Source organism: Lysinibacillus sp. Ag94 (assembly GCF_023242215.1).
GTDB lineage: Bacteria > Bacillota > Bacilli > Bacillales_A > Planococcaceae > Lysinibacillus.
In genome coordinates this window covers 1860174-1883990 of sequence record NZ_CP096780.1, presented here as the reverse complement: position 1 = coordinate 1883990, position 23817 = coordinate 1860174, and the positions used below count along the sequence as shown (strand labels likewise).

The following is a 23817-nucleotide window of genomic DNA, read 5'->3' as shown; positions in this document are numbered from 1 at the left end:
ACACTTAAACGAACAGATGTGATAGTTCAATAAGAAGTAAACAAAGATGGATGGTAATTTGAAACAACTTCAAAGAGCCATGCTGCGTTGAATGTAGTAAGGTTCTTAGCTTTTATTAATCAAAATTCAATAACTTTATTGTCATTATACACCAAAACATATGCAAAATAACGTCTAAAGAGTCAAAAAAGGCTACATAATGTTCTCCCTTTTAAGGGACATTATGTAGCCTTTTAACCTTGGTGAAGACTATTAATCAGTGGGGCTATTACGCTACTTTTTATCCAATTAGTTCTTTCATTACATTCGTATACGCGGTTAGAATATCATTTTCATGAACAGCATTTTGCTCTATATACTCTTCAACTATCTCATTTAATGTTTGAGAAGTACTTGTATATTGCGTTTCCATGACTTCAAATTTTAATAGATTTTCATAATACTCGATTACTTGTGGATTCATGTGTAACACTCCTTCAATTTTAGCATAAAAAAACATCTTTCCTTCATCAGAAAGATGCCTACTATGACAAATACACGACATAATACGGTGATTGACACGGCGAAAAAAGCTTTCTATTCGTTATAGAAATAGAAGCTACCTTTTTAGCAATCATCGTACTATGAGCATGCAGAAGAATTTCTCTAGTCACACTCAACACCCCCTATCCTCGTAGGTTTTTTGGCTGTACTAGATAAAGGCAGGTCTCCTGGCTTATGTTCATCACACTTTTCACCTTCCCATTACAATGCGTAACAGTGGTCTTTTGAAACATGCTCACATTTACAGTTGCGGGACAGCGTCGGATTTACACCGATCTTCCCTTTTAAACAAATCGAATTGCTGATTTGTACCTCTATCTTATTATTCCGTTTTTAATATTATACCATAGTGGTTTGTGTACCTATAACGTATAAATTATATAGAGAACACAACACATGCTTATCATTCAATGAACTTTATTGTAAAGTTGGTACTTCATAAAGTCAAATTTTAAAAAAACACCCACGGAGTAGTCTTTTTACGGATTAATTAAAGCGCCTTAGTGTAAACTTAAGTCTCTTTCTAGTTTATTAAATATGGTGAAAATATAACTGTTAATCAATTTGTTCTATGTATTGGGAAATAATACTTACAATTTCGAAGACGGGTAAAGTCCCATCAACAATGATATCAGAATTCGGTTTTATTGTTTCTAACATCTCTAGATATCCACGCCTTCCTTGTGAAATATACCCCTCCATATCCATTAAAATATTCTCAACAGTACTATTCTTAAAATCTCTAGATACTCGACGTGCCATAGCAATATCCAAAGGAGTATCAATAAACACAGTAAAATCAATGAATTTACTTGTTTTAGAATGTTTATAGGCAAACGGAAAGTCCATCACTATGTAATTTAAAGGTTCAGTTAGTAATACTTCTAAATCACTCATTAGAGGAGCCAAGTTCCACTCATCATAATTAGCTCCATTGTCAATCCAATCGATAATATCATCAGGACCATCAAAATCATATTCATCAAAAAATAGTATTTTAGAATTTTGTAATCTTTCGTTTAGGTGCGTCGATATAGTCGTTTTTCCTCCGCCAGAAACCGCAGCAATAGCAATAACTAGTGGTTGCTTTCCTTTTTTCATAAAATTCCTCCACTTTTGTATTTTTTTATCTAAATCTATTCTGTCCAACTAAACTACGCCTACAATTTTATAATACCTGATTAATCCGTTTGAAAAGCCTCAAACATTTGAAGAATACATGTCTGACTTTGAGTTGTTAGTGAGGCCTATAGTAAGCGATTAATATAACTTTATGAAGAGTATCAAGCACTTAATAAAATAAGGGGAAATATGGTGATCTTTTTACAATATTTTAGACCCATATTTTAAAGCAAATGAAGAAATTCTTATCTCAGCTTCTAAAATAATGAAAATCAGCCAAGACTATTTTCCACAACATTAACGAGTAAAAATTCGGGGTTATCCAAAAAGTCATTAAACAAATGATTTAGGGATTAACCCCTTTCTTATCTCCGCACAATATACCCTACTATACGTGGCACTATTACGGGGTTCTTCTTCTGTTTTTTGTTTAGTTATTTTATAGCAAGGACTCTTTTGTATGATTGAAAAATGCTTTCAGACTTTTTAACTATAACTAGATCTTAAAATGTAGATTGTTGTACTTGTTGACGAAGTGTTTTTGCTGCTGCTACCATATTCATCAATGCTGAGATCGTTTCTGGCTCCTTCCTTGTTTTTAAACCACAGTCAGGATTCACCCAAAATTGATTTTTTGATAAAACCTGTAAACTATCCTGCATTATGCTTAGCATTTCCTTTTCACTCGGTACACGTGGACTATGAATATCATAAACGCCTAGCCCAATTCCTTTTTCATACGGATTGACTTGCAAAGAAGAAATTAACTCGCCATGGCTACGTGACGTTTCGATGGAAATAACATCAGCGTCCAATGCACTAATTGGCTCGATAAAATCATTAAACTCGCAATAGCACATATGTGTATGGATTTGTGTTTCATCCTTCACGCTAGATGTAGCAAGTTTAAAAGCATTTACCGTCCACTCTAAGTACGTTCCCCAATTTTCTTTACGGAGCGGCAAGCCTTCTCGTAATGCTGGTTCATCAACCTGAATAATTGCAATACCTGCAGCTTCAAGTGCTTTCACCTCTTCTCGAAGTGCCAAAGCAATCTGATACGTTACATCCTTTCGAGAAATATCATCCCGTACAAAGGACCAATTTAAAATTGTCACAGGACCCGTAAGCATACCTTTTACATAGCGTTTCGTTTGGCTTTGGGCATAGGCTGTTTCTTTGACTGTCATCGGTGCATCCCATGCAACGTCACCGTAAATAATTGGTGGCTTCACACAGCGGGAACCGTATGAAACAACCCAGGCTTTTTCCGTAAATGCAAAACCTGTTAGTTTTTCGCCGAAATATTCAACCATATCTGTGCGCTCAAATTCACCGTGCACAAGAACGTCGATATCTAATTCCTCTTGAATAGTAATCCAACGCTTTGTCTCATGTTCTACAAATACTGCATAATCCTCATTTGTAATGTGTTTCTTACGCCATGCACTTCGTGTACGTTTGACTTCATCTGATTGCGGAAAGCTCCCAATTGTTGTCGTTGGGAACAGTGGTAATTGCAATGCTTGCTGTTGAATCTTTTGCCGTGCTTTAAAATCACTATGGCGTTCAAAGTCTTGTATCGACACTGTTTGAACCGCTTTTTGAACATCTTTATTTTGACGAATCGGATGATTTTTCAAAGCTTCAATCGCCTTCATACTTTCCGATAGTTTGTAATTTGAGGGACTGTCTTGGCCCTGTAAATATTTTGTTACTTCTATAATTTCAACTAATTTTTCATCCGCAAAGGCGAGGGCATTTTTAAGAACTGGTTCAAGCTTCGTTTCAAGTGTAGTCGTAATTGGAACATGCTGTAAGTTACATGAAGATTGAATCCATAGTTCTTTTGCGTCACTTAGCTGTTCAATAGCTTTAATAGTTGAGCTAACTTCTGCTAGATTGGAACGCCAAATATCTCTTCCATTAATAATACCAACAGCCAATATTTTATCTTTTGGGAAGCCAAATTGACGTAATGCCTCCATGTTTTTACCGTAGCCATGCACAAAGTCTAACCCAATCCCACGAACAGGAAGTTTTACAATTGACTCATACGCTGTTAATGATTCGAAATAGGTTTGTAGCATAATTTTAGCTTCGGGTACTGAGACAGCTAATTGTGTATAAATTTCTTGAACAAGTTTAACTTCCGCTTCATCTAATGTTGTGGCAAGAAGTGGTTCTTCTAATTGAATCCACTGTGCACCTGCATCCACGAGCTCCTTAATGACATGCGTATAAAGTGGTAGTAATGCTAAAATGAATGTAATCTGCGATATTTTGTCATAGCCTTTTGTTAATTGACAAAATGTATAAGGGCCAATCAATGTAGGCTTTGCAGTAATACCAAACGCTTCCTTAGCCTCTAAAAAATCCGCCAAGATTTTATTTTCTGTTAATTGCAAAGCTTGTCCATCGTATTCTGGCACAATATAATGATAATTTGTATTAAACCATTTCGTCATCTCACTAGCCACGGCTTTTTTACTACCACGAGCTACCCCATAGTATGTTTGTAAATCAACTTTGCCTCCCTGCCAATCAAAGCGCTTTGGAACTAAGCCAAACATCATTGCCGTATCTAACATTCTGTCATAAAGGGTGAAATCTCCAACAGTTATCAGGTCTATTCCGAGTTGAAGCTGCTTGGTAATTCGGGCTAGACGAATATCCTTTAAGTTCTGCAAAAATTCACCCTCTGAAAGCTCATTTTTCCAAAAAGCCTCTAAAGCCTTTTTCCATTCACGATCTTCTCCGATATACGGATAACCAACTATAGTACTTGTATAAATCATGTTCATCTCTCCTATTCATTAATTATGCCTCGGCATTATTGAGTCCGGAATCGGCCTATGTGCTTGAGCCCAGTACGAGGGCCGACATGATGTCGGTCATTTCGCTCTTCTTTCTGATTCCGTAACAGAGGCGTTAACTTCTAATAAGAAGTAAAAAAAAGCCACTCTCCTTTTTTTGGAAAATGGCTGTTATCGCAAATTAAAAATAGCTATGAAAAAACAATACGAAATTGTTACAAAATATCGCATGATTCTTTGTCGCACAGGGCCGATACGGTCACATCTCACCACCTATTTCCACGTAGGTATTTGGTGTGTACTAGAAATTGGCAGGTCTCCTGGCTTCTCATCAACACGCCTCACAGCCTTCCCAGTTTCCCAGTGGCAATTGTGATTTGCTCCGATATACAGTTGCGGGACAGCGTCGGATTTGCACCGACTTCCCTTTTAAGCCAAACTTTCATTTGGCACCAACTCTTACACATTATTTAATTATGTTTTACTATAACACACATTTTTCAGAAAAGTAGATTTATTTCCATATTTCAATCCAACACTTAGGAGCCCCACACATCTAATTACCAAAATACCCCTTGTAAATGAGTGTATATTTTGTTATTTTTAAGTTAGTTATCTAACTAACTAATAACAATGGGGGTGTCAATAAATGGCAAAGCCTACTGGTATCGAAAAGTCAGATTTATTAATGGCTGCCAAGTACAGTTTAGTAGAAAAAGGGATTGAAAAATTCACCTTAAAGGCTGTTGCTGAGCAAGCTGGTGTAACACAAGGAACTATTTATTATCATTTCAAATCAAAAGAGCAAATCATTCTCGAAATAGTTCAAGACATCTGTGAAAATTCTTGGCATGAGATTTTGACGACCGATCAAGAAATGATTCAATCTGCTCTTCTCTCTGCAAAAAGTCGATATGAAAATGATGCCTTTTATCATAAATTATTTTTTACCTTAATCGTCTATGGCTTTACGAACCCGACTATTAGACAGCAAATAGGACAAATTTTAGCGGCCGAAAATGAACATTTGCGCAATATTTTCAATAAATTATGGGATACATCACCAATTGATGGTGTGTCGATGGAAACTTGGAGCATTTTTTTCAACGCGCTAATTGATGGCTTGGCCATACAAGTGATGATGCGGGACGATTTCGATGTAGCTATATTTTATCAGCAATTAGAAAAAATCCTTGAGACATTGCATCGTCTAGGAAAATAATTAGAGGAGGAACACTATGCGATTCTTTTTATGCTGGGGTTTTGGCATTTGGTTTGTAGCAAGTGCCGTGTTTCGATTGATAGGGCATTACTTTTTTACCTTTAAAGAACCTCTCCTCATGATAGCTACTTACATTGTAGCTTTTCCAATCGTTTGGCTAGCGACAATACCGATTTATTCTATAAAAAAATAAAAGGTACAGAGCGATTACTGGCTGCAATCTGCATCGCATTACCTGGAATGCTTATCGATGCAGTCGTGTTATTAGTCTTCGACGATATGTTTCCCAATTTATCGGCTGTCTTAGATCGATATTTCGCCTCATGGCTATTATGGGCTTGTTCCCTATTTGTCATGACTGGTTTTACAAAGGCCACATTCGTGAGAAAAAACTATTCCTTCGTCAAATTAAAGGATTTGACAATATTAGCCTAGAAGTAAGTATCGATTACAATTAAAGGAGTGGGAAAAATGGTGATAGGCTTACATCACGTTCAAATAACAATTCCAAAAGGTGAAGAAGAAAAAGGGAAACATTTTTACTGTCAAGTATTAGGACTACATGAACTTGAAAAGCCTGATTCGTTGAAAGGACGAGGTGGATTTTGGTTACAGGTCGGCAATAAAGAGGTACATGTGGGGACAGAGGATGGCTTTGATAGATTAACGACAAAAGCTCATATTGCTTATCAAGTTGAAAATATAGAACATTGGAAGAAGGTATTAGCCGAACATCATATAGAAATTTTCGATTCAGTTCCTATTCCTCATTTTGAACGCTTTGAATTTAGAGATCCATTCGGTAATAGAGTAGAGATGATTCAAGAAATTTAAGGAAAACAGTTGACTGGAAGGCATGCTGTAAATCTTTAGCAAAGCAACGCCGTTTTAACATAATGTCATCAGCCTTCTAAAGAGCAAAAAAGATCCACACACAAAGGCAGTGCCTAAATTTGTAAGCATAATGAGAAGTACTAGGGGCGTTCGAGACCTATCTCGCTTGCGCTCTAGTGTCTCATTTGTGACGCTGATCCCCAATGCTCACTCTCCTCTCTAATCAAATTCCCGAAGCCTAGATCTGACATCTCATTTCACACTATTTTATAGTGATAGCAACTACTTATCTTTAGTTGTAAGCGTGGAACAGCCGTGCGAAACAGTTCAACACTCACTCCATGGAACCGCTATTTCTCGCTAAATCCCAAAGACGAACTATCGCTAAGTATTCCATGGTAATGTATAAGTATGATTGTCGTTTAGTCTTTCAATGCCTACTTTCAACGCATAAAAAAGCTTGTACTTCCTGCCCCTTTGACTTTCGTTTTCCACTAACACTTCACCCAACTGAAACATTTGTAATAAAACTGTAAATTAAGGCGATGAAGCCTTTTATATAAGGTGTTTACAGCGAATCCCCATCCAGCGTGGTAACAATTTCCTCAAAGAAGCCCTACTTTTTCATGCTACGATTAATTCCAGTGACAAACCAAATTAGGATTAATCCTAACAATAGCTTCAGGAGGAAATTAACAACATGAATAAACGATTTTTAACAACAACATTAGCATTGACGATAGGTTTTAGCACAGTGGGGATGGTACAGCCAACTGTTCAACCTATAGAAGTTGAGGCTGCAACAACAAATGCCTATAATAACTCACAAGCTGTTAATGCGAAAGCAGATCAACTAATTCAAACTGGAAAAAGCTTAATTGGTAAGGCAACGTACAGCAATTCTGTATACAAGGCTACATATCCTTATAAATTTTCTTGTGCTTCATTTATTATGTACATTTTCGAGAAAAATGGTGTTGACCTTGCAACTTATAATGAAGATTATATGTTACAGCAAGGAACGCCGGTTAACAGAAATCAATTACAAAAAGGTGATTTACTATTCTTTAAGAGTAAAAAAACTGGGACAGACCCTGACCACGTTGGTATGTATATCGGAAACAACAAAATGATTCATATGGCTGATTCTAAGCAAAATATTGTGATTTCTGATTTAAATAGTAAACCATATTATAAAGATAATTATGTAGGGGCACGTAGAGTATTACCTTCATTACTGTCAGCTAATCCTGCAACGAAAGGCGATAAGATTGTTGAAAACGCCTTTAATTATAAAAATAAAGTAACGATGAGCTCAACAAATAATGAAGCAAGTCTTCGCTTTACAGCGCCAGGATATGTAGATTTCGTCTATCGTAAAAGTGGCGTTAAACTTGGTACAACCAATTTAAAGCAACTAATGAATGTTGGAACAACGGTTTCACGTACCAATTTAAAAAAGGGTGATTTAGTGTTCTTTAATAGTGTTAAAGGCTCTAAAAACCCTTCACAAGTAGCTATCTATGCCGGAGATCAACGTATTATCATTCCAAGTTCAAGTGGTATTACTACAAGAGTACTAATGGTTGACTATTATAAAGAGCATTATATTACAGCAAAACGTGTTTTTTAAGAACGTTTACTAGCATCATTTCAAATACTTGAATTTGCAATGCTCAACACAATTAATGTTTGCTGGAACAAATGTATTTCAGCCCTACAAAAATACCGAACTATCCAATGAAACGCTTATGAAGTGTTTCGGAATAGTTCGGTTTTTCTAGTTATCGTGTTTTGTTAATTTAGAGATTATTTGGCTTTATGAAGGAGCCTTTTCGTTATGTCCCAGCTTGTTAATTATTTACGTTTTAACTGATTCGCAAATTCTATCATAGATCTGCTAGACATTGGACCTTTAATAAGGACAATGGTTTCACTATCAAGCTTCTGCTTTAGTACATCTAAAACACCTGTCACATCTTTAAACTTATGAACATCTGCCTTGGTGCCGTCCTTCAACGCTTGGTTCGCAATATTTTCTGCTCTATTGCCAATAGTAATAAGCGTATCAATAGTTCTTTTCGCAACCATTGTGCCAATTTCTCGATGATATTTTTCTTCGAAATTTCCTAACCTCTTAATGTCACCTAAAATAAGAATTACTTTCTTCCCTTTTCCTATCGTATCTAAAACTTTTAGTGCCGCTTCAACAGAAGTCGGGTTATTTGTCCAAGTATCATCTATTATAGTACATTTACCGATGCCTGTAGAAAATTCTAAGTGTCTTGCCATCGCTTTGAACGTTTTTAATTGCGAAATTGCAACAGCAATGGAAAGTCCCATTTCCTTTACGGCAGCTATAGCCGCTAATGCGTTATATACTTGGTGTTCTCCGTATCCTGGAACAAATAAATTGTATTTGTTATTTGACACTTTTAGTACAAATTTCATGCCGCCTTTTGTAAATTGTATATTCGTAGCTTGATAATCTGCCTTTTCGTTAACGCCAAAGGTAATAATCTTTCCTTTAAATTTATTTAGGGGGATTTTTTTAATGTTTTCATCATCACCATTAATGATTAACGTGCCATCTTTTCTTATTCCTTCTACAATTTCAGCCTTTGCCTTGATATAGCCATCTAGATTATTGCATCCATCTAAATGATGGACACCAATATTCGTAATAATACCAATCGTAGGCTGATAGATCATACATTGGTGTTTAATATTACCGATATTACCTAGCCCTAATTCAAAGATAGCTGCTTTTGTATTCTGATCAATTCCAGTCAAGTACGGTAAGGATTGCCGTGGCTCATTTTTACTACTGACAGATGCTTGAACATTCCATTCCTTACTAGCTATATGTTTAATCATTTCTTTCGTTGTCGTTTTACCACATGTTCCGGTCAAAGCAACGACTGGTATTTGAAATAAATTTCTGTAATGTCCCATAAATTTCCAATAGGCATGCAAAATAGTCTTGACGCGTATAACGGTCGTATTTTTCAGCGCATTTTTCAATTCCTCTGATGATTTATCAGAAATGACAAGAGATGGTCCCTTTCGATCTATTTCTTGCCAGTTAATTTGATCACTTTTACTAACAAACATAAGTGTATGATTTTGAGTCAGTTCATGTCGGTTATAATAAATTGCATGTTTAACAGACCAGTGTTCAGAACCGCTTAATAATTCTCCTTGTAATAATTTTCTTATATCGCTCACACTTATATGTTGCAAGTTAACTACGCCCCCTTTCTATAAAATTATTTCTGAATAAATGCGTATCATAGTTTATGCATTTCTAGCAATTAACTATAAATATGCTCTTTCTAGTAAATGATAAAAAATAATATTTATTTAGGTGAAATCTATTCAGAAGTTGAAGATTTTTTTATTTTTAAATCATCTGCCAACTTAGAAACTTCTTTACTATACATATCACCTTTAATGAAAAGAACTGTATTTTCATCTACAATTTCTTCTAACAATTTATAGACGCGCGTACTATTTTTAAAAATATACACCGGTGAACTCATTCCTGCCTCAATGGCGTGAAGCGCCATAATACTTGCATGTTCCCCTATTGTAATCAGTACATCGACTCCAATTTCACTAATTAATTCTCCCGCTTGTTCGTGAATTATATATCCCCAAGACCCTAAATCTGTTATCGTCCCAATAATGGCAATCTTTTTCTTGCCTTCTCCGAGAGCCTTCAAAACCTTTAATCCTGCCTCCAAAGAAGTAGTCGTTATATTCCATGTATCATCTAGTAATATGGAATTATTAATGCCCTTAAACACCTGAAGCTGCTTATTTAATTTTCGGAATGATTGCAGTTGTTCAGCTGCTAAAGAAATCGGCAAACCCATTTCACAAATAGCTGCAATTGCCGTGAGCGCATTATATACTTGATGCTCGCCAAAACCTGGTACATAGATTTCATAGAGTTTCTTCTTGTGATAAACATTGAACAGCATACCATTTTTGTGGTAGCGAATATTTCTTGCCTGAAAATCACAGGATTCATGCTTACCTACTTTTATAATGCGTCCTTGAAACTTTGATAAATCTATTTTACTGGTGTTGACATCATCAGCATTAAGGATTAAGGAGCCTGTGGGACTAATAATGTCCAGCATTTCACCCTTTGCTTGGATATACCCCTCTAAAGTTTTACAATAATTCAAATGGTGTGCCCCAATATTTGTAATAATCCCAATAGTCGGCTTGAAATAGTCCCCCGCAAGTTTGATGTCCCCCGGTGAACCAACAGCAGTTTCAAAAACGGCTGCATCGGTACGATCATCAATATTCAGTAAATATTGTAAAGAAGCAGTTCTAGAATTACTACTAAGTGGCGTGGATACTACATTTTTTTCTGCAGAAAGGATATGTTTGATCATTTCCTTCGTCGTCGATTTTCCAGAAGTACCCGTAATGGCTACTACAGGGATATTAAATTGATTACGATAAAAATTTACAAACTTCCAATAGGCCTCATCTGAATCTTCTACTCTAATCATAATTATTTGCTCAGGTAATTCATTTTGACTGTATCGTCTATCGGTTACAAGCACTATAGGATAAAGTGACTTATACTCTTTCCAGTTCACAATACGCTTATTTGTAAAAAGGACGGTATTTGGTTTTTTCACTTGCTTCAGTCGATAAGCTCCATGTTGAATCAACACTTCGTCCGACCCTTGCACTAATTGGCCTGCAGTTATCGCTTTTAAATCCTGCACCGTAAGAGGCTTCATATCAATCTCCCCTCCTTTCCCCTCTAGTATATGTAACTTCTTAAAAGTTGCTTGGATGGATGCAAGATACATAACTAGAAGAAATCACTTTCTTCGCATATATATATAGTTGATTAAGTATCTAACGAACAATAGAAGGAGTGATATAACTGAAAACAATTATATTTATCGGCACTAACAAATCCGGGTCAAGTCGTGAAGCAACAAGAGCAGCAGAAAACCTAGGTTATTATACTGTCCTTTTTACAAACAACAAAAAGCAATTACAACAGCGAAAAGCCTACCCAGATATTCATAAAATGATTCTTATTGATACTTCGAATATAGAGGACATGAAAGATGAAATTTATAATTTAACTAAAACTGGGTTAGAAATAAAATCTATTGTTAGTTTTGTCGATCCTTTTGTCCATATTGCCTCAATTTTATGTGATGAATTTTGCGACAACTATACATCTTCAACAGCTATCGAAATAATGGAGGATAAAGAAAAAACGAGAAATTTTTTAAAAAACCAGCCTTATTCTCCTAAGTTTTTTCTTCTCAAGCCAAATGAGTCCTTTTCTAATAACATAGAGTTTCCACTTATTGTGAAATCTCCAAAATCAACAGGCTCCAAAGATGTATTGTTAGCAGACGACTCAGACCAACTGAAGAAACATCTGAGCCATCTGCGCAGTAAAAATCCCCGTGAAACAATAATGATTGAAGAATATATCGAAGGCCCACAATATTTAGTAGAAGCACTTGTCTATAAACGGCAAGCTAATATCATCGGTATTATTGAACAAGAAATTACTCAAGGTAAACGTTTTATCATTACTGGTTATGGTGTTCTCGTTAAGGCTCCAAAAGAAATTCAAGCAGGCCTTGAGGAAGTTCTTCAGTCTATTGTTAAAGCGTTTAACATCGAAAATGGTGCTCTGCATTTAGAGCTTCGTTTAACAAAGAATGGCTGGAAGCTTATAGAAATTAATCCGCGAATCTCAGGGGGAGCAATGAATACGATGCTACACGCCGCCTTTGGATTTAATTTAGTGAAAGAAACACTTAAAATATTTTTAGGTGAGCGTCCCGATATCAAACCAAAGCATAGAAAGTTTGTCTATACAAAATACGTCATTGTGGAAAGTAAAGGGATTTTAGAAAAAGTTATTGGAAGAAATAAAGCAGCTCATTCACCTGGAGTTGTGGATGTCTATGTGAAGCCGAGAAGAGGGACATTGCTAATCCCTCCCTTATCAATGGGACATCGTTATGCATATGTAATCGCGGAAGGTGCAACATTAGCGGAAGCTAAAAATAAAGCCATTAACGCCGCAAAAGAAATAAAGTTCATTCTAAAATCTTAATTTCTTTCAATGCCCTCATTATTTAGCTATAAAAAATATCCCGAATAATTGTATCCTTCAAAAGGTCAATTACTCGGGCTTTTTATTTATTCTTGAAATTTTTGATCTAAAAATTTCACCGTATCAAACATATTCGTTTTACTAGCACCCTTTACTAAAATGGTGTCGTGAGGTTGTATCACTTTCTCTAAGAGTTCATGTAATTCATCCTTATTCAGGAAATGATAAATTTTAGAAGGATCCATCCCTACTGCCTTCGCTGCTGCGCCCATTTCCTCCGTTCTAAAACCATAAGTGATGAATAAATCTATGTTTTGCTCGTAAATGTATTCGCCCAATTTACGATATTCCTCTTCTCTCAAATCCCCTAATTCTCGCATTTGACCAATAATAGCAATTTTACGTTTCTTCGCTATATTTGTAAGAACATCAATAGCTGCACGTACGCCCTGAGGATGGGAGTGAACGGTATCGTCAATAACTGTAATATTATCGCGACAGTTATAAATTGTTAATCGTCTAGGTGGTTTTTTGAAATTTAGCCCTGTTTTAATATGTGCTGGACTAAATCCTAAATAATCTGCAACCGCAATGGCATTGAGTGCATTATATACATGATGTTCTCCTAAAATTGGGATATACATTGCAATTTCCTGCCCATGCAGCTTTATTTTAAAGGACATACCGATGTCCTTATATTGGATATCATAAGCTTGGTAGTCCGCTGTGCTATGAATACCTACTGTTAGGATTTTTCCTTTAAATTGCTGTGTCTCTAAATACTTAGAATTATCATCGTCCTTATTGAGGATTAATAAACCGTTTTGATCCATCCCATGTATTAATTCCGATTTCGCCTTAGCTACTCCTTTAATATCTCCATCAAAATTACCGACATGAGCTAAACCGATATTTGTAATGATACTAATATTCGGTTGGATAATGCTACAGTGATTTGTTATGATACCTGGATAAGCCATCCCATACTCAAGCACTACAGCCTCATGTGAAGCATTAATTTCTTCTTTATGTTTTTTCGTATGCTCTGTTGTATTCCAATAATCTTTTGACTCAAAGATATTCCATTTTACCGATAAAATGGAGGCAAGAAATGCTTTTGATGTTGTTTTTCCAGCACTGCCGGTAATCGCAATAATCGGTAAAGCCTTTTCTTTTGCTAAAGGTTTTTGTTCTGGTAAAGGTTTTTGTCCTGCTAAAGCTTTTTGTTCTGGTAAGGCTTTTTGTTCTGGTAATGCTTCTTCTACTAAAGATTCTTCTACTAAAGCCCTTTCATCAGATGAATCTTTAATTTTCCTATATTGCCTGATTTCCCTTTTAATTTGCTTCTGGTTTTTAGCAAGGTACATTGCATACCTTATAGTATTGATGACCACATCTAATTCTAAATAAAAAGCTGGAGGGCAACCTGGTCGCCAGTTCACTTCATACATCCAAATTTTCCTTTGTTCATCTAAGCCTACATCAATGCCAATTTCATCAATAACTTCTCCAAATTGCGTCATCTGGATTTCATCTAAATGTCGAGCTAGTGATAAAGAAAAATGCTCTAACATACGCCGAATATCATAAGCATCTTCTTTAAATTCCTGCTCTAAAAATGGATCTAAATAATTCGTAAAACCACCGTTGTTAATATTCGGTATAATCGAGCCATTTGGTGCAATTCGCGGATAAATCGTCGTTATAACCCATTTACCTTCACCGTTTTTTTGAACATGTAGACGAAAATCATAAATTTGACCTGATTTTGTTTTGGAATGAATATAGGGTTGCACGATAAAGGTGCCTGTAGAAAGTTGCTCTCTAATTAACTCATCTAGCTTTGACTGTGTACATAACGTAGTTTCCCTATCCTTCTTTACCTCAAAGTTAGTTCTTCCTACTTTCGAAATAAAATAAATCCCTTTTCCCTTCCGGCCATCTATCGGTTTAAATACGACTTTTTTATAAAAAGCCATAAATTTATGGAGTAATTCAACATTTTCAACAACCTCAGATGGAATTAAATATTTATCAAATTCCTTTGCTTCTTTAAGTCGCTTCATGACATTCCATTTATTCCCTATAGAATGAGTTGTAAAAGGTATTTCCTTTTTCAATTTCTCAATAATATCCTTTGATACCGATAATTTTTCTGGACTTCCTGCATTGTATATAACATCCGGGAAGGGCATCATTTTTTCATGCCAATCACCATTTTCATATACCTTTCCTCTAATGGAACGTTTATCAAAGTCAACGCTTTTTGGCGTAAAGTAAAAAAATTGAGCGCCTTCTGCTTGTGCAACGGCCGCAAATGCATATGACTTTAGAACAGTTCTAGGATCTAGCCGATGATGCAACATTCCAATAATTGTCATCCATTAATCTCTTCCCTTCATAGGATTCTCTCTAATAAATTCAATGACTACAACGTGCACCTAGACAGATGCTCTAATTTTCATGTTATTTTAGTCGTATTTTCGGCTTTGTGCTTAGGCTGCACGAAGGACGACACGATGTCGGTCATTTCAGTAATGCCACAGGCTGATGCAGGTTAGCTAGCCGTTATCGTATAGATGCGATATTTTTAGGCTAACATCTTTTTTAGCCCCTTCGATTTCCGTAACATCCGCCGGAGGCTTTAGCTTCACCATTTGGGCTCAATGATAAATTTCCCTTTTAACATGTCAGGCTTTAATAACTGAATTGCAGATATACCACTTAAGTCAATGGATTTTTCTGAGGATGTTCGCTCTAATCGGACAACCTCTGCTATTAAATTCGTATCATGTCCTTCATAATCATAGGCTCGCAAAAGCGAAACTGTTCCGCGGCAACTTTCTCGATCAATAGCCTCTATGCGAAAAAACTCTGTTTCAAACTGCTTTACAGTATCCATCAACCTTAAATGACTGCCGTTGTGTGTTATTAAAAAAAAAGGAATCGTATCGCCTCCCACTAATTTCACAAGAAGCTGACCAAAATATTTAGAATGAAAATCCTTTATCATATCCTGGAGTGCTTTTATGTCGTAGAGCGCTTCACATAGAAAATGTTTTTTTTTGTTTTCATTATTCATTTCCTTCGCTCCTTCCAAGTCTTAATAAGCCATTTCTCAAAAATTGTTTTAATTTACTAGCATTGATACTAGTGGAAGATCAACTGCCATGAACGAAAGTTTCACTTTATTCAACATCCTCTCGTTATAATATGTAAAGACAAGAAATATGATAATTTTTTTCGGATAAAACTGGTCATGTTGATTGCATATGTATGCTTCAAAGCAGAGTGAAAACATTTACACTATTTTTACGCAATCTTCGTAAACTATGACGAAAAATCAAATTAATTTAAAAAGTTTTTTATTTCAGGATAGCTTTCAATAAAAAAAATCGTATTTAATAGTGAACGATGAAATAGATGCCTCACCTGTTTGCCTTGATAAGTTTTCGGATAAACAATAGTTCTATTCACTGGCTATTCAAGCAAACTGGTAAGAAGCGACTAAACTTAGAAAGGAGTTTGTTATGAACATACAAGCTGAAAATGTCGTTTATGAACTACAACATCACAATGAACATGCTTTACATTTCATCATTGAGCAATATGGTGGATTACTACGAAGCATCATCACTAAACATCTCTTTCCTTACTTAGAAGAAGTTGATGAATGTTTGGATGACACACTACTTGCTATTTGGGAAAATGGTGAATTTTTCGATGAAGCGAAAGGATCTTTTAAAAATTGGATTGCGATCATTGCTAAATATAAAGCGCTGGATCGAAGAAAAAAATTACAACGTTATAATGATCGCTACATCTCAACTTTAGAATTTGAAGAGTCTTTCACAAATACTGAGAGGACAGAATTAGAGGACGTCGAAGAGCTGTTACAACATTTATCTGTTGAGGACCAATTATTATTTAAAAAATATTATTTAGATAATGTAAATTCCAAGAACATTGCAAAAGAATTTAATGTGTCTGTCCCGGTTATACATAACAGACTTTCCCGTGGACGTCATAAACTTCGTGCATTAAAACAAAAATGGATTACAGGGAGGCTATAAAAATGAGTGAATTATTTAAACTATTTAATCGAGCAAAGATTCAAACAGAAAAATATGATGAAACCCCGTTGTCAGATTTAGAAATAGCACGTATAAAAAAACGACTGCATTCAAAATTGAAAACTCAAACATCAAAAAAGAAGAAGCTTACAATTTTAAGTGGAGTAGGTATCGCTATGCTTGCCGCTACAATAGCCATTTCTAGCCCAAATGCACTTGCTAAATTGCCCATAATAGGTAGCTTTATTGAACAATATATGAATCACCCAGCTGTTAATGACGAAATGTATACAACGTATAAAAATATAATCGGACAAACAAAAGAAAATAAATATGGAACCTTAACGTTAAATGAAGTTATGTTAGATCAAGGAGAACTTTTCATCACGACTACTTATCATAGCAATAAACCCGTTCCAAACTCGGAATATCTTCAATTTAATAAGCACCTTCCAGACACAGATTACCTGCCCCTTATCCCTGAAATAAAAATAGATGGGAAGGAAGTAGAGTCTGGCGGAGGAGGAGCAGGTAATGATAAAATCGATGACCAAACATTTGTCATTTATAGTCAGATTAGCATTCCAAATATTGAGCTTTCTAAGCCACATGACATTCAGTTTTCTTTTAAAAACGATAAACTTAGTGACCCTTGGGAATTTAATTTCACTGCCACAGGTGAAGCCATTGCGGCTAAAACAACAGAAACCATGATTAATCAATCTTTTTCTTTACCGAACGGACAGAAAGTTGTAGTTGAAAAAATTACTCAATCACCCGTTTCATTAATTCTTTATTATCATATGTTTCCGGCGCCTGACAAGACAATGGATTATGATGTCCAATTTAGATTATACGACCAGAATAATAATGAGTTAGGTCAGTCTGCTTTTAAAACAATGCTCGAAAATTCTACACTTCGCTTCCAGAAGGAAAATATGGAGCCAATAACAAATATCACACTCGTTCCGCACTCTATTAATGTAAAAAGTGGCGTTCCTCACAAGGATGTTGTCAAAGTGTTTCATGAGTACACAATTACTACCCAATTGAACAAATAAGTCTACCAACCTTGAATTATAAAAAAGAAAACGTCCAATTTGACAATGGACGTTTTCTCTTTAGACGTTACGTTGTGGCATTATTTTGACTCCCATGATTTAGTAGAATAACTCCACCAATGATTAATGTAATGCCTAAAGCCGAGTAAAGATTAAAAATATCTCCCCATACAACAATTCCCACAATGACTGTTAATGCTGTGCCTACACCGGACCAAACGGCGTACGCAATGCTTAGTGGTAGCGTTTTTAAACATAGAGATAATGAATAAAACGAAATGCCATATCCAAATGCGACAGCTATTGAGGGGCCTAGAACTGTAAATGCTTCTGAAAACTTAAGCATCGTTGTTGCAAATACCTCACTGACAATGGATAATGTTAAAAATAAATAACCCTTCATTTACAAATCCCTCCTTAATGTCCGCTACCTGCAAGGTTAAGAATAACTACACCGACAATAATTAATAAAATACCGATAATTTTTTTTAGGTTGAATAACTCCTTATAAAAGACTACACCGATGACCGCCGTTAGCGCCGTTCCTACTCCCGCCCATATCGCATATGCTGTACCAATTGCTATAGATTGTAATGTTAATGATAGAAAATAAAAAGCTGTTCCATATCCAACTACTACACCCACTGACGGTAGTAATCGTTTAAAGCCATTTGTCAGTTTCAACATCGAGCTAGCAAAAACTTCTGAGATAATTGAAATGAATAAAAAACCAAAAGCACTCATGTATGTTAGTCCTTCCTTGTCATGTGCATTAATTGTTCAAAGACACCGTCTGTCGCCTTAGCGGAAATCGGTGCGATATTTAATAGTTTCGAATAATACAATCCATCAATCGTTAACCGAATCAGATGAACAATGGATTCCTCCAAACCATCTTGGAACAATTCGTCTAGTAAACAGTCATAAACTGTTGAGATGGCTGAATGGTCATTTTGCATAATTTGAATCGCAATATTTAAGGATGCCCCGTTCGCTAGATCTTTTTGTGATGCGAAGATAAATGCTCTCGTCAATCTCCCTATCCCTTGCTCAAGGCTTGCTAAATGTTCATAGGATTGTACAACCTCATTTAAAATCGTCTCAGCGATTGCAGTTTGCAGCGCATCCTTCGTCTTAAAATGATACAATAATCCACCTTTGCTAATATTTGCTTGACTAGCTATTTTATCTAAAGTTAAAGTACTTAAATCATTGCCCTTTAAATAATCAATCGCCGTTTGGATAATATGTGAACGTTTTAAATCTGCTTTGGATGACATATAATCGCTCCCTTTAAAAATAAAAAAACCGTCTGGTCGGTCTTTTTATATTTTATACCTCTTATTTCACATCCGTCAATTACAATGCCAAAAATTTTGGGATCTGATGCTGGATGAACTTGTGAAAAGAACATAGTAATAAGGAGATTGAAGCCAAGCTCGCGGAAAGCGCCAGTCCGTAATGAAAATCAACCTATGCTTATAGCTACACCAAATTTCGAATTCATTCTTTTGTCACCAAACTAAAGCCCTCTCAAAAAATTGAGAGGGCTCCTTAAATTAGCGATTCTTTCCGTCGTTTCTTCCGTTCTTTCCTTCGTTTCGATGGTTCCATCCGTCGCTCTGGCGATTCTTTCCGTCACTTCGGCGGGTTCTTCCGTCGTTCCCGATTCTTCCGTCGTTTTGGCCGCTCTTTCCGTCGTTTCGATAGTTTCATCCGTCGCTCTGCCGATTCTTCCGTCACTTCAGCGCGTTCTTCCGTCGTTCCCTATTTCGGCAAGATAAACGTTTCTTTTTTGCCTTTTGAAGTATCCTCCGCTCCTTTATTTCGGATAGGACCTAATTCAATTTTAAAAGCTTTATCTTTCCAAATTTTTTCATATTGCTCTTGATCTAAAACGAATACTTGTAATAGCTCGCCAGTTTCTCCAGCTTTAATAACTTCATTATAATTGTAATTTAATAGCATACCTCCCCTTAATGAATATTGCTTACCATCATTAACTGTCAATTTTATGACATAGATGATATTCACTTATCGATATGTCAACGTTAAGCTGCATTGCTCTCTTTTAAATCCGAGATAAAACAAAAAAAAGCTAGAAAAGATAAGCCTCTCATTTCTAGCTACTTATAGCTAGATGATTTTCGTCTTATAACAATCCTGCCTTTGTTAAATAGTCTCGTGCCACTTCTTCTATGTTTTGGCCTTTTACATTTACTCGATAATTCATTTCGCGCATCTCATCATCTGTTATTTGATTTGACAGCTTATTTAAGGCTGTTTCAATCTCAGGGTATTTTTCTAACGTCTCTTTCCTTAGTAAAGGAGCCCCTTGATAAGGTGGGAATAGTTGCTGATCATCTGCTAAAACTTGCAGATGATATTGACGTATTTCACTATCCGTTGAATAAGCATCTAATAAATCTATATTTCCTGATTCGATCGCCTGATATCTAAGCTTCGGCTCCATCGTTGTTATGTTAGAAAGTGTAATACCGTAACGCTTTTGGATACCCAAATAACCATCTTCTCGATCATTAAATTCCAATGTGAAACCTACTTTTATCTTTTCTTGGATAGGCTTAATGTCTGAAATTGTTTGCAAATCATAAGTATCAGCCATTTGTTTCGATACTGCCAATGCATACGTATTGTTATATCTCATCGGACTTAGCATCACCATGCCAAATTTATTCATCATGCCTTCTTTAGCCTGATGATAAACATCTTCCTGATTATTATTGATGGCTTCCTCTTTTAAAAACTCTGAAATTGCCGTTCCAGTGAATTCTGGATAAATATCGATGCTGCCAGATTTAAGTGCATTAAAAACAAAGGATGTTTTACCAAGTCCAGGTTTTAATTGCACCTTTAAGTCTGTTTCATTTTCAATAAGCATTTTATACATATTAATAAGAATCTCTGGCTCAGAGCCAAGCTTACCTGCAATGATAATTTCTTCTTTCTCTTTGAAGTTTAGTAATGGGAAAATCATCATTATTAATGCCACTATACTAATAATACTTAATGCCGAAATTGTTTTTTTAAACGACAGTGATTCTAGTTTTTTTAATAAAAAATCGAAAACTAATGCTAAAATCGCCGCAGGGACAGCCCCTAAAATAATAAGTGCGGTATTATTTCGGTCAATTCCAAGCAAAATGATATCCCCTAATCCCCCAGCCCCGATTAATGCCGCTAAAGTTGCCGTTCCGACGATTAATACCATAGCTGTTCGAATCCCTGCCATAATAACAGGCATAGCAAGAGGCAATTCTACTTTCACTAATCGCTTTCGCGTATTCATCCCCATCGCCCTCGCAGCCTCTTTTAAAGACGGATCTACTTCGTTTATCCCAGTAAATGTATTACGTAAAATCGGAAGAAGTGCGTAAACAACTAAAGCAATAATTGCAGGTACTTTTCCGATGCCAAACAACGGAATCAACAACCCTAATAACGCCAATGAAGGAATCGTTTGTAAAACTGCACTAATACCGATTATACTTTCTGCTATTTTCTTTTTATTCGTTAAATAGATTCCTAGAGGGATAGCAATCACTACTGCAAGAAATAATGCAATGAATGAAATTTGAATATGCTCGACTAATGATGCCAATAGCTGGCCTTTTCGTTCGTTAAACACACTAAAAAAGTTAGCCATTTAAATTACCTCTTTCTAAGGAATCATGTGCTAGATAACGAAGCATCGTTGCTCTCGTGACAACACCAATTATTGTCCCGTTCTCTTCCACACTTAAACATTCATATTGAGCTAATTTTTGAAGAATGGTATGCAAAGAATTTTTTGAAGAAATGGTGTTCTCTCGATTTCTTTGCTGAACCTTATCAGCAATTGGTCTAAGTACAGCTTGGATATGAAAAGTCCCATACTCTTTTACCCCAACAAATTCGCGAACAAAATCATTAACAGGCTTGTCTATGATTTCACGTGGAGTACCAATCTGTATAATTTCTCCATCCTTCATTACACATATACGATCACCAAGTTTTAAGGCCTCTTGCATATCATGCGAAACAAAGACAATTGTTTTTTGTATCGTTTGCTGAAGCTCGAGAAGATCATCTTGTAATTTTGTGCGGCTAATCGGATCTAAGGCACTAAAAGGCTCATCCATTAAAATGATTTCGGGATCAGCTGCTAATGCACGAACAACACCGACCCTTTGTTGTTCACCACCAGAAAGCTCATTTGGCTTACGCTGACTATATTTGTCTGGTTCAAGTCCAACCATATCCAATAACTCGCTAACTCGTTGCTGGATTTGCGGTTTACTCCATTTCTTTAATTCAGGCACAACAGCTATATTTTCTTCAATCGTCATATGGGGAAAAAGAGCAATTTGTTGTAGGACATAGCCGATATTCCATCGTAATTCATGAATGTTGTAATCACTAATTCTTTTACCATTAATGCGAATAGTTCCTTCTGTTAAATGAATTAATCGATTAATCATCTTTAATAAAGTTGTTTTTCCACAACCACTCGGTCCAATAAGAACAAAAAATTCTCCTTTTTTAATCTCTACATTAATAGCTTTTACTGCGACTTGATCATTTACATATTTTTTTGTGACATTTTCAAATGCTATCATTGTATAAGCTCCTTTTAGTAATGTGCCTCCAATGTTAGTTCAGAATGGACATCATTTGCAAAAATTACCTTAATCATTTTAGCAACAATATATATTGACTTAATGTTTTAATCTAGAAATAAACTCCTATTTTTATCCTCTTCATTTCATATACGTTCAGCATAGTAGGTCTAGAACTATCTCTTTTAAAAGGAATATCGAGTTACTATATATATTTCAGTAACTAAAATCATTTTAAACTTAATTTTTTGTTTTATATCAAGACATTGGTCCTCTTGACGCTCTCCTCTATTTGTCTCATAATTTCCATAGAAAATCGTATACTGTTTTTGAATACAAATAAATAACCTTCCATAAAGATTTCCTTTCAAAATGACTAACTTTATAAATGTGCATACTACCATTTTTGATTTTTCAGCAATGATAGTAACTATATTTTAATGGGTCTTTCATTTCTCGATTATGCTGGAAATTAAGGAACTAAATGAGGGGTTTTTTCGTTATATAAATGATGTACTCTATTAAAAAAACCGACTTTATTTCTATTTATAACTTTGTAATAATTAGAAATATATGAACCCCGTTATTGACAAGAAAGGAGGAAGATGTGGTAATCTACCAACATCAATAACAATGAAATACTTCATTAATTTTTTCAAAGTTCTTATGATTACTGTTATTGTTATCAGTATTTCATTTTTTATGGTGACTCAATTTTTCAATACTCATGAAACTAAAGAGTCTGTAGTTGTCGATAGCAGCCCTAGTATAGAGGAGTTTATTGGCTCTATTGCTGAAATTGCTCGGAAACAAGGTTCCGATAATGACTTGTATGCATCGGTTATCATTGCGCAAGCGGTGTTAGAAAGTGAGCATGGACAAAGTGGCCTTGGATCTGCCCCAAATAACAATTTATTTGGTATGAAAGGTAGTTACCAAAATAACTCGGTAACAATGGAAACATCTGAGGATGATGGTTCAGGTAATATGACAAAGGTGAAGGCTGCATTTCGCAAATACCCTTCCTATGAAGCTTCCATACAAGATTATGTGAAATTAATGCGCAATGGGGTTTCCTGGAACAAAAATTTCTATGCAGGCGTTTTTAAAAGCAATACAAAATCCTATACAGATGCTACAAAGTTTTTAACAGGCTCCTATGCAACAGATTCACGATACAATGAAAAGCTAAATGCAGTGATAGCAAAGTATGATTTACAACAGTATGACAGTCCTGTGAAAGATAAAAAAACAATTACTGTAGCTGATGGTGACTCTCTTATGCATATTGCAGAGGCTCATAATGTTAAAGTTACATCCATAAAACAATGGAATCAGCTTCGCTCTGATAGAATTGAAGCCGGTCAACAATTAAATATTTATAAATATTAATATAAAAAATCTCC

The 23817-nt window shown here is 35.6% G+C and carries 22 protein-coding genes, 1 pseudogene and 2 riboswitches; of the genes and pseudogenes, 9 read left to right on the top strand and 14 right to left on the bottom strand.

All coding sequences use genetic code 11. The features are described 5' to 3' along the window. Positions 1 to 280: 280 nt before the first annotated feature. The 4 genes from MY533_RS08505 to metE all read right to left on the bottom strand — a co-directional run bounded on the left by MY533_RS08505 (position 281) and on the right by metE (position 4463). On the bottom strand, positions 281 to 463 hold the full coding sequence (locus MY533_RS08505; RefSeq protein WP_132362959.1) for a hypothetical protein: 183 nt from the start codon (positions 461 to 463) through the stop codon (positions 281 to 283). 61 nt (positions 464 to 524) lie between these two features. Then, positions 525 to 653 (bottom strand): hypothetical protein, encoded by a 129-nt coding sequence (locus MY533_RS22110; RefSeq protein ID WP_256469519.1) that lies wholly within the window; start codon positions 651 to 653, stop codon positions 525 to 527. Positions 654 to 682: 29 nt separating this feature from the next. Continuing rightward, a riboswitch (cobalamin riboswitch) is annotated at positions 683 to 874 on the bottom strand. A 224-nt stretch (positions 875 to 1098) separates the two neighbouring features. Further along, a complete protein-coding gene (locus MY533_RS08500) occupies positions 1099 to 1644 on the bottom strand; it encodes a nucleoside/nucleotide kinase family protein (protein ID WP_248718747.1) in 546 nt (181 codons plus the stop codon). Positions 1645 to 2168: 524 nt separating this feature from the next. After that, on the bottom strand, positions 2169 to 4463 hold the full coding sequence (metE, locus tag MY533_RS08495; RefSeq protein WP_248718746.1) for a 5-methyltetrahydropteroyltriglutamate--homocysteine S-methyltransferase: 2295 nt from the start codon (positions 4461 to 4463) through the stop codon (positions 2169 to 2171). 310 nt (positions 4464 to 4773) lie between these two features. Further along, a riboswitch (cobalamin riboswitch) is annotated at positions 4774 to 4953 on the bottom strand. Positions 4954 to 5130: 177 nt separating this feature from the next. On the opposite strand from metE, the gene MY533_RS08490 reads away from it, so the two are divergent. From MY533_RS08490 to MY533_RS08470, 5 genes are all read left to right on the top strand, one after another. Then, positions 5131 to 5703 carry a TetR/AcrR family transcriptional regulator gene (locus tag MY533_RS08490; protein WP_248718745.1) on the top strand — a complete coding sequence of 191 codons (573 nt, stop codon included), beginning with the start codon at positions 5131 to 5133 and terminating at the stop codon, positions 5701 to 5703. Positions 5704 to 5719: 16 nt separating this feature from the next. Continuing rightward, a complete protein-coding gene (locus tag MY533_RS08485; protein WP_248719275.1) occupies positions 5720 to 5896 on the top strand; it encodes a hypothetical protein in 177 nt (58 codons plus the stop codon). After that, positions 5857 to 6138 carry a DUF5367 family protein gene (locus tag MY533_RS08480; RefSeq protein ID WP_248718744.1) on the top strand — a complete coding sequence of 94 codons (282 nt, stop codon included), beginning with the start codon at positions 5857 to 5859 and terminating at the stop codon, positions 6136 to 6138. Before MY533_RS08485 ends, MY533_RS08480 begins: the two co-directional genes overlap by 40 nt. 36 nt (positions 6139 to 6174) lie before the next feature. Next, positions 6175 to 6537, top strand: a complete 363-nt coding sequence (locus MY533_RS08475; protein WP_248718743.1) for a VOC family protein — start codon at positions 6175 to 6177, stop codon at positions 6535 to 6537. A gap of 700 nt (positions 6538 to 7237) precedes the next feature. After that, positions 7238 to 8170, top strand: a complete 933-nt coding sequence (locus MY533_RS08470) for a C40 family peptidase (RefSeq protein WP_248718742.1) — start codon at positions 7238 to 7240, stop codon at positions 8168 to 8170. A gap of 224 nt (positions 8171 to 8394) precedes the next feature. On the opposite strand, the gene murF (MY533_RS08465) is transcribed toward MY533_RS08470, so the two are convergent. Together murF (MY533_RS08465) and murF (MY533_RS08460) are read right to left on the bottom strand one after the other, a co-directional pair. Then, positions 8395 to 9780 (bottom strand): UDP-N-acetylmuramoyl-tripeptide--D-alanyl-D-alanine ligase, encoded by a 1386-nt coding sequence (murF, locus tag MY533_RS08465; protein WP_142507865.1) that lies wholly within the window; start codon positions 9778 to 9780, stop codon positions 8395 to 8397. A gap of 131 nt (positions 9781 to 9911) precedes the next feature. Then, positions 9912 to 11306: a UDP-N-acetylmuramoyl-tripeptide--D-alanyl-D-alanine ligase gene (gene murF / locus MY533_RS08460; protein ID WP_248718741.1), complete on the bottom strand. Its 1395-nt coding sequence runs from the start codon at positions 11304 to 11306 to the stop codon at positions 9912 to 9914. A 149-nt stretch (positions 11307 to 11455) separates the two neighbouring features. Between murF (MY533_RS08460) and MY533_RS08455 the strand changes: the two genes are divergently transcribed. After that, positions 11456 to 12658, top strand: a complete 1203-nt coding sequence (locus MY533_RS08455; protein WP_248719181.1) for an ATP-grasp domain-containing protein — start codon at positions 11456 to 11458, stop codon at positions 12656 to 12658. An 86-nt stretch (positions 12659 to 12744) separates the two neighbouring features. Here MY533_RS08455 and MY533_RS08450 read toward each other — a convergent pair whose 3' ends face one another. Together MY533_RS08450 and MY533_RS08445 are read right to left on the bottom strand one after the other, a co-directional pair. Further along, the gene (locus MY533_RS08450) at positions 12745 to 15039 is read right to left on the bottom strand and encodes a YheC/YheD family protein (protein WP_248718740.1); all 2295 of its coding nucleotides are present in this window, start codon (positions 15037 to 15039) and stop codon (positions 12745 to 12747) included. Between the two features lie 269 nt (positions 15040 to 15308). Further along, entirely contained in the window at positions 15309 to 15740 is a 432-nt protein-coding gene (locus tag MY533_RS08445) for a hypothetical protein (protein ID WP_132362975.1), read from the bottom strand. Positions 15741 to 16188: 448 nt separating this feature from the next. On the opposite strand from MY533_RS08445, the gene MY533_RS08440 reads away from it, so the two are divergent. Continuing rightward, positions 16189 to 16731 carry a sigma-70 family RNA polymerase sigma factor gene (locus MY533_RS08440; RefSeq protein WP_248718739.1) on the top strand — a complete coding sequence of 181 codons (543 nt, stop codon included), beginning with the start codon at positions 16189 to 16191 and terminating at the stop codon, positions 16729 to 16731. Positions 16732 to 16733: 2 nt separating this feature from the next. Next, positions 16734 to 17792 carry a DUF4179 domain-containing protein gene (locus tag MY533_RS08435; RefSeq protein WP_248718738.1) on the top strand — a complete coding sequence of 353 codons (1059 nt, stop codon included), beginning with the start codon at positions 16734 to 16736 and terminating at the stop codon, positions 17790 to 17792. Between the two features lie 67 nt (positions 17793 to 17859). On the opposite strand, the gene MY533_RS08430 is transcribed toward MY533_RS08435, so the two are convergent. From MY533_RS08430 to MY533_RS08405, 6 genes and pseudogenes are all read right to left on the bottom strand, one after another. After that, positions 17860 to 18195 carry a DMT family transporter gene (locus MY533_RS08430; protein ID WP_132362981.1) on the bottom strand — a complete coding sequence of 112 codons (336 nt, stop codon included), beginning with the start codon at positions 18193 to 18195 and terminating at the stop codon, positions 17860 to 17862. A 14-nt stretch (positions 18196 to 18209) separates the two neighbouring features. Then, on the bottom strand, positions 18210 to 18536 hold the full coding sequence (locus MY533_RS08425) for a DMT family transporter (protein WP_248718737.1): 327 nt from the start codon (positions 18534 to 18536) through the stop codon (positions 18210 to 18212). A 5-nt stretch (positions 18537 to 18541) separates the two neighbouring features. Beyond that, positions 18542 to 19072 (bottom strand): TetR/AcrR family transcriptional regulator, encoded by a 531-nt coding sequence (locus MY533_RS08420; RefSeq protein ID WP_132362985.1) that lies wholly within the window; start codon positions 19070 to 19072, stop codon positions 18542 to 18544. 487 nt (positions 19073 to 19559) lie between these two features. Further along, positions 19560 to 19802: pseudogene (locus tag MY533_RS08415) on the bottom strand (DUF5068 domain-containing protein); the annotation flags it as partial. Positions 19803 to 19944: 142 nt separating this feature from the next. Further along, positions 19945 to 21459, bottom strand: a complete 1515-nt coding sequence (locus MY533_RS08410) for an ABC transporter permease/substrate-binding protein (protein WP_248718736.1) — start codon at positions 21457 to 21459, stop codon at positions 19945 to 19947. Continuing rightward, complete coding sequence (locus MY533_RS08405) at positions 21452 to 22411, bottom strand: ABC transporter ATP-binding protein (RefSeq protein WP_248718735.1); 960 nt, start codon at positions 22409 to 22411, stop codon at positions 21452 to 21454. The genes MY533_RS08410 and MY533_RS08405 overlap by 8 nt, the downstream gene beginning before the upstream one ends. 702 nt (positions 22412 to 23113) lie before the next feature. On the opposite strand from MY533_RS08405, the gene MY533_RS08400 reads away from it, so the two are divergent. Next, the gene (locus MY533_RS08400; RefSeq protein ID WP_248718734.1) at positions 23114 to 23803 is read left to right on the top strand and encodes a glucosaminidase domain-containing protein; all 690 of its coding nucleotides are present in this window, start codon (positions 23114 to 23116) and stop codon (positions 23801 to 23803) included. The last annotated feature ends 14 nt before the right edge of the window (positions 23804 to 23817 follow it).

Coding starts and splice junctions, on each gene's coding strand:
- MY533_RS08505 (WP_132362959.1), bottom strand. CDS start 463: ATGAATCCACAAGTAATCGAGTATTATGAAAATCTATTAAAATTTGAA.
- MY533_RS08500 (WP_248718747.1), bottom strand. CDS start 1,644: ATGAAAAAAGGAAAGCAACCACTAGTTATTGCTATTGCTGCGGTTTCT.
- metE (WP_248718746.1), bottom strand. CDS start 4,463: ATGATTTATACAAGTACTATAGTTGGTTATCCGTATATCGGAGAAGAT.
- MY533_RS08490 (WP_248718745.1), top strand. CDS start 5,131: ATGGCAAAGCCTACTGGTATCGAAAAGTCAGATTTATTAATGGCTGCC.
- MY533_RS08485 (WP_248719275.1), top strand. CDS start 5,720: ATGCGATTCTTTTTATGCTGGGGTTTTGGCATTTGGTTTGTAGCAAGT.
- MY533_RS08475 (WP_248718743.1), top strand. CDS start 6,175: ATGGTGATAGGCTTACATCACGTTCAAATAACAATTCCAAAAGGTGAA.
- MY533_RS08470 (WP_248718742.1), top strand. CDS start 7,238: ATGAATAAACGATTTTTAACAACAACATTAGCATTGACGATAGGTTTT.
- murF (WP_248718741.1), bottom strand. CDS start 11,306: ATGAAGCCTCTTACGGTGCAGGATTTAAAAGCGATAACTGCAGGCCAA.
- MY533_RS08450 (WP_248718740.1), bottom strand. CDS start 15,039: ATGACAATTATTGGAATGTTGCATCATCGGCTAGATCCTAGAACTGTT.
- MY533_RS08445 (WP_132362975.1), bottom strand. CDS start 15,740: ATGAATAATGAAAACAAAAAAAAACATTTTCTATGTGAAGCGCTCTAC.
- MY533_RS08440 (WP_248718739.1), top strand. CDS start 16,189: ATGAACATACAAGCTGAAAATGTCGTTTATGAACTACAACATCACAAT.
- MY533_RS08435 (WP_248718738.1), top strand. CDS start 16,734: ATGAGTGAATTATTTAAACTATTTAATCGAGCAAAGATTCAAACAGAA.
- MY533_RS08430 (WP_132362981.1), bottom strand. CDS start 18,195: ATGAAGGGTTATTTATTTTTAACATTATCCATTGTCAGTGAGGTATTT.
- MY533_RS08425 (WP_248718737.1), bottom strand. CDS start 18,536: ATGAGTGCTTTTGGTTTTTTATTCATTTCAATTATCTCAGAAGTTTTT.
- MY533_RS08420 (WP_132362985.1), bottom strand. CDS start 19,072: ATGTCATCCAAAGCAGATTTAAAACGTTCACATATTATCCAAACGGCG.
- MY533_RS08410 (WP_248718736.1), bottom strand. CDS start 21,459: ATGGCTAACTTTTTTAGTGTGTTTAACGAACGAAAAGGCCAGCTATTG.
- MY533_RS08405 (WP_248718735.1), bottom strand. CDS start 22,411: ATGATAGCATTTGAAAATGTCACAAAAAAATATGTAAATGATCAAGTC.
- MY533_RS08400 (WP_248718734.1), top strand. CDS start 23,114: ATGGTGACTCAATTTTTCAATACTCATGAAACTAAAGAGTCTGTAGTT.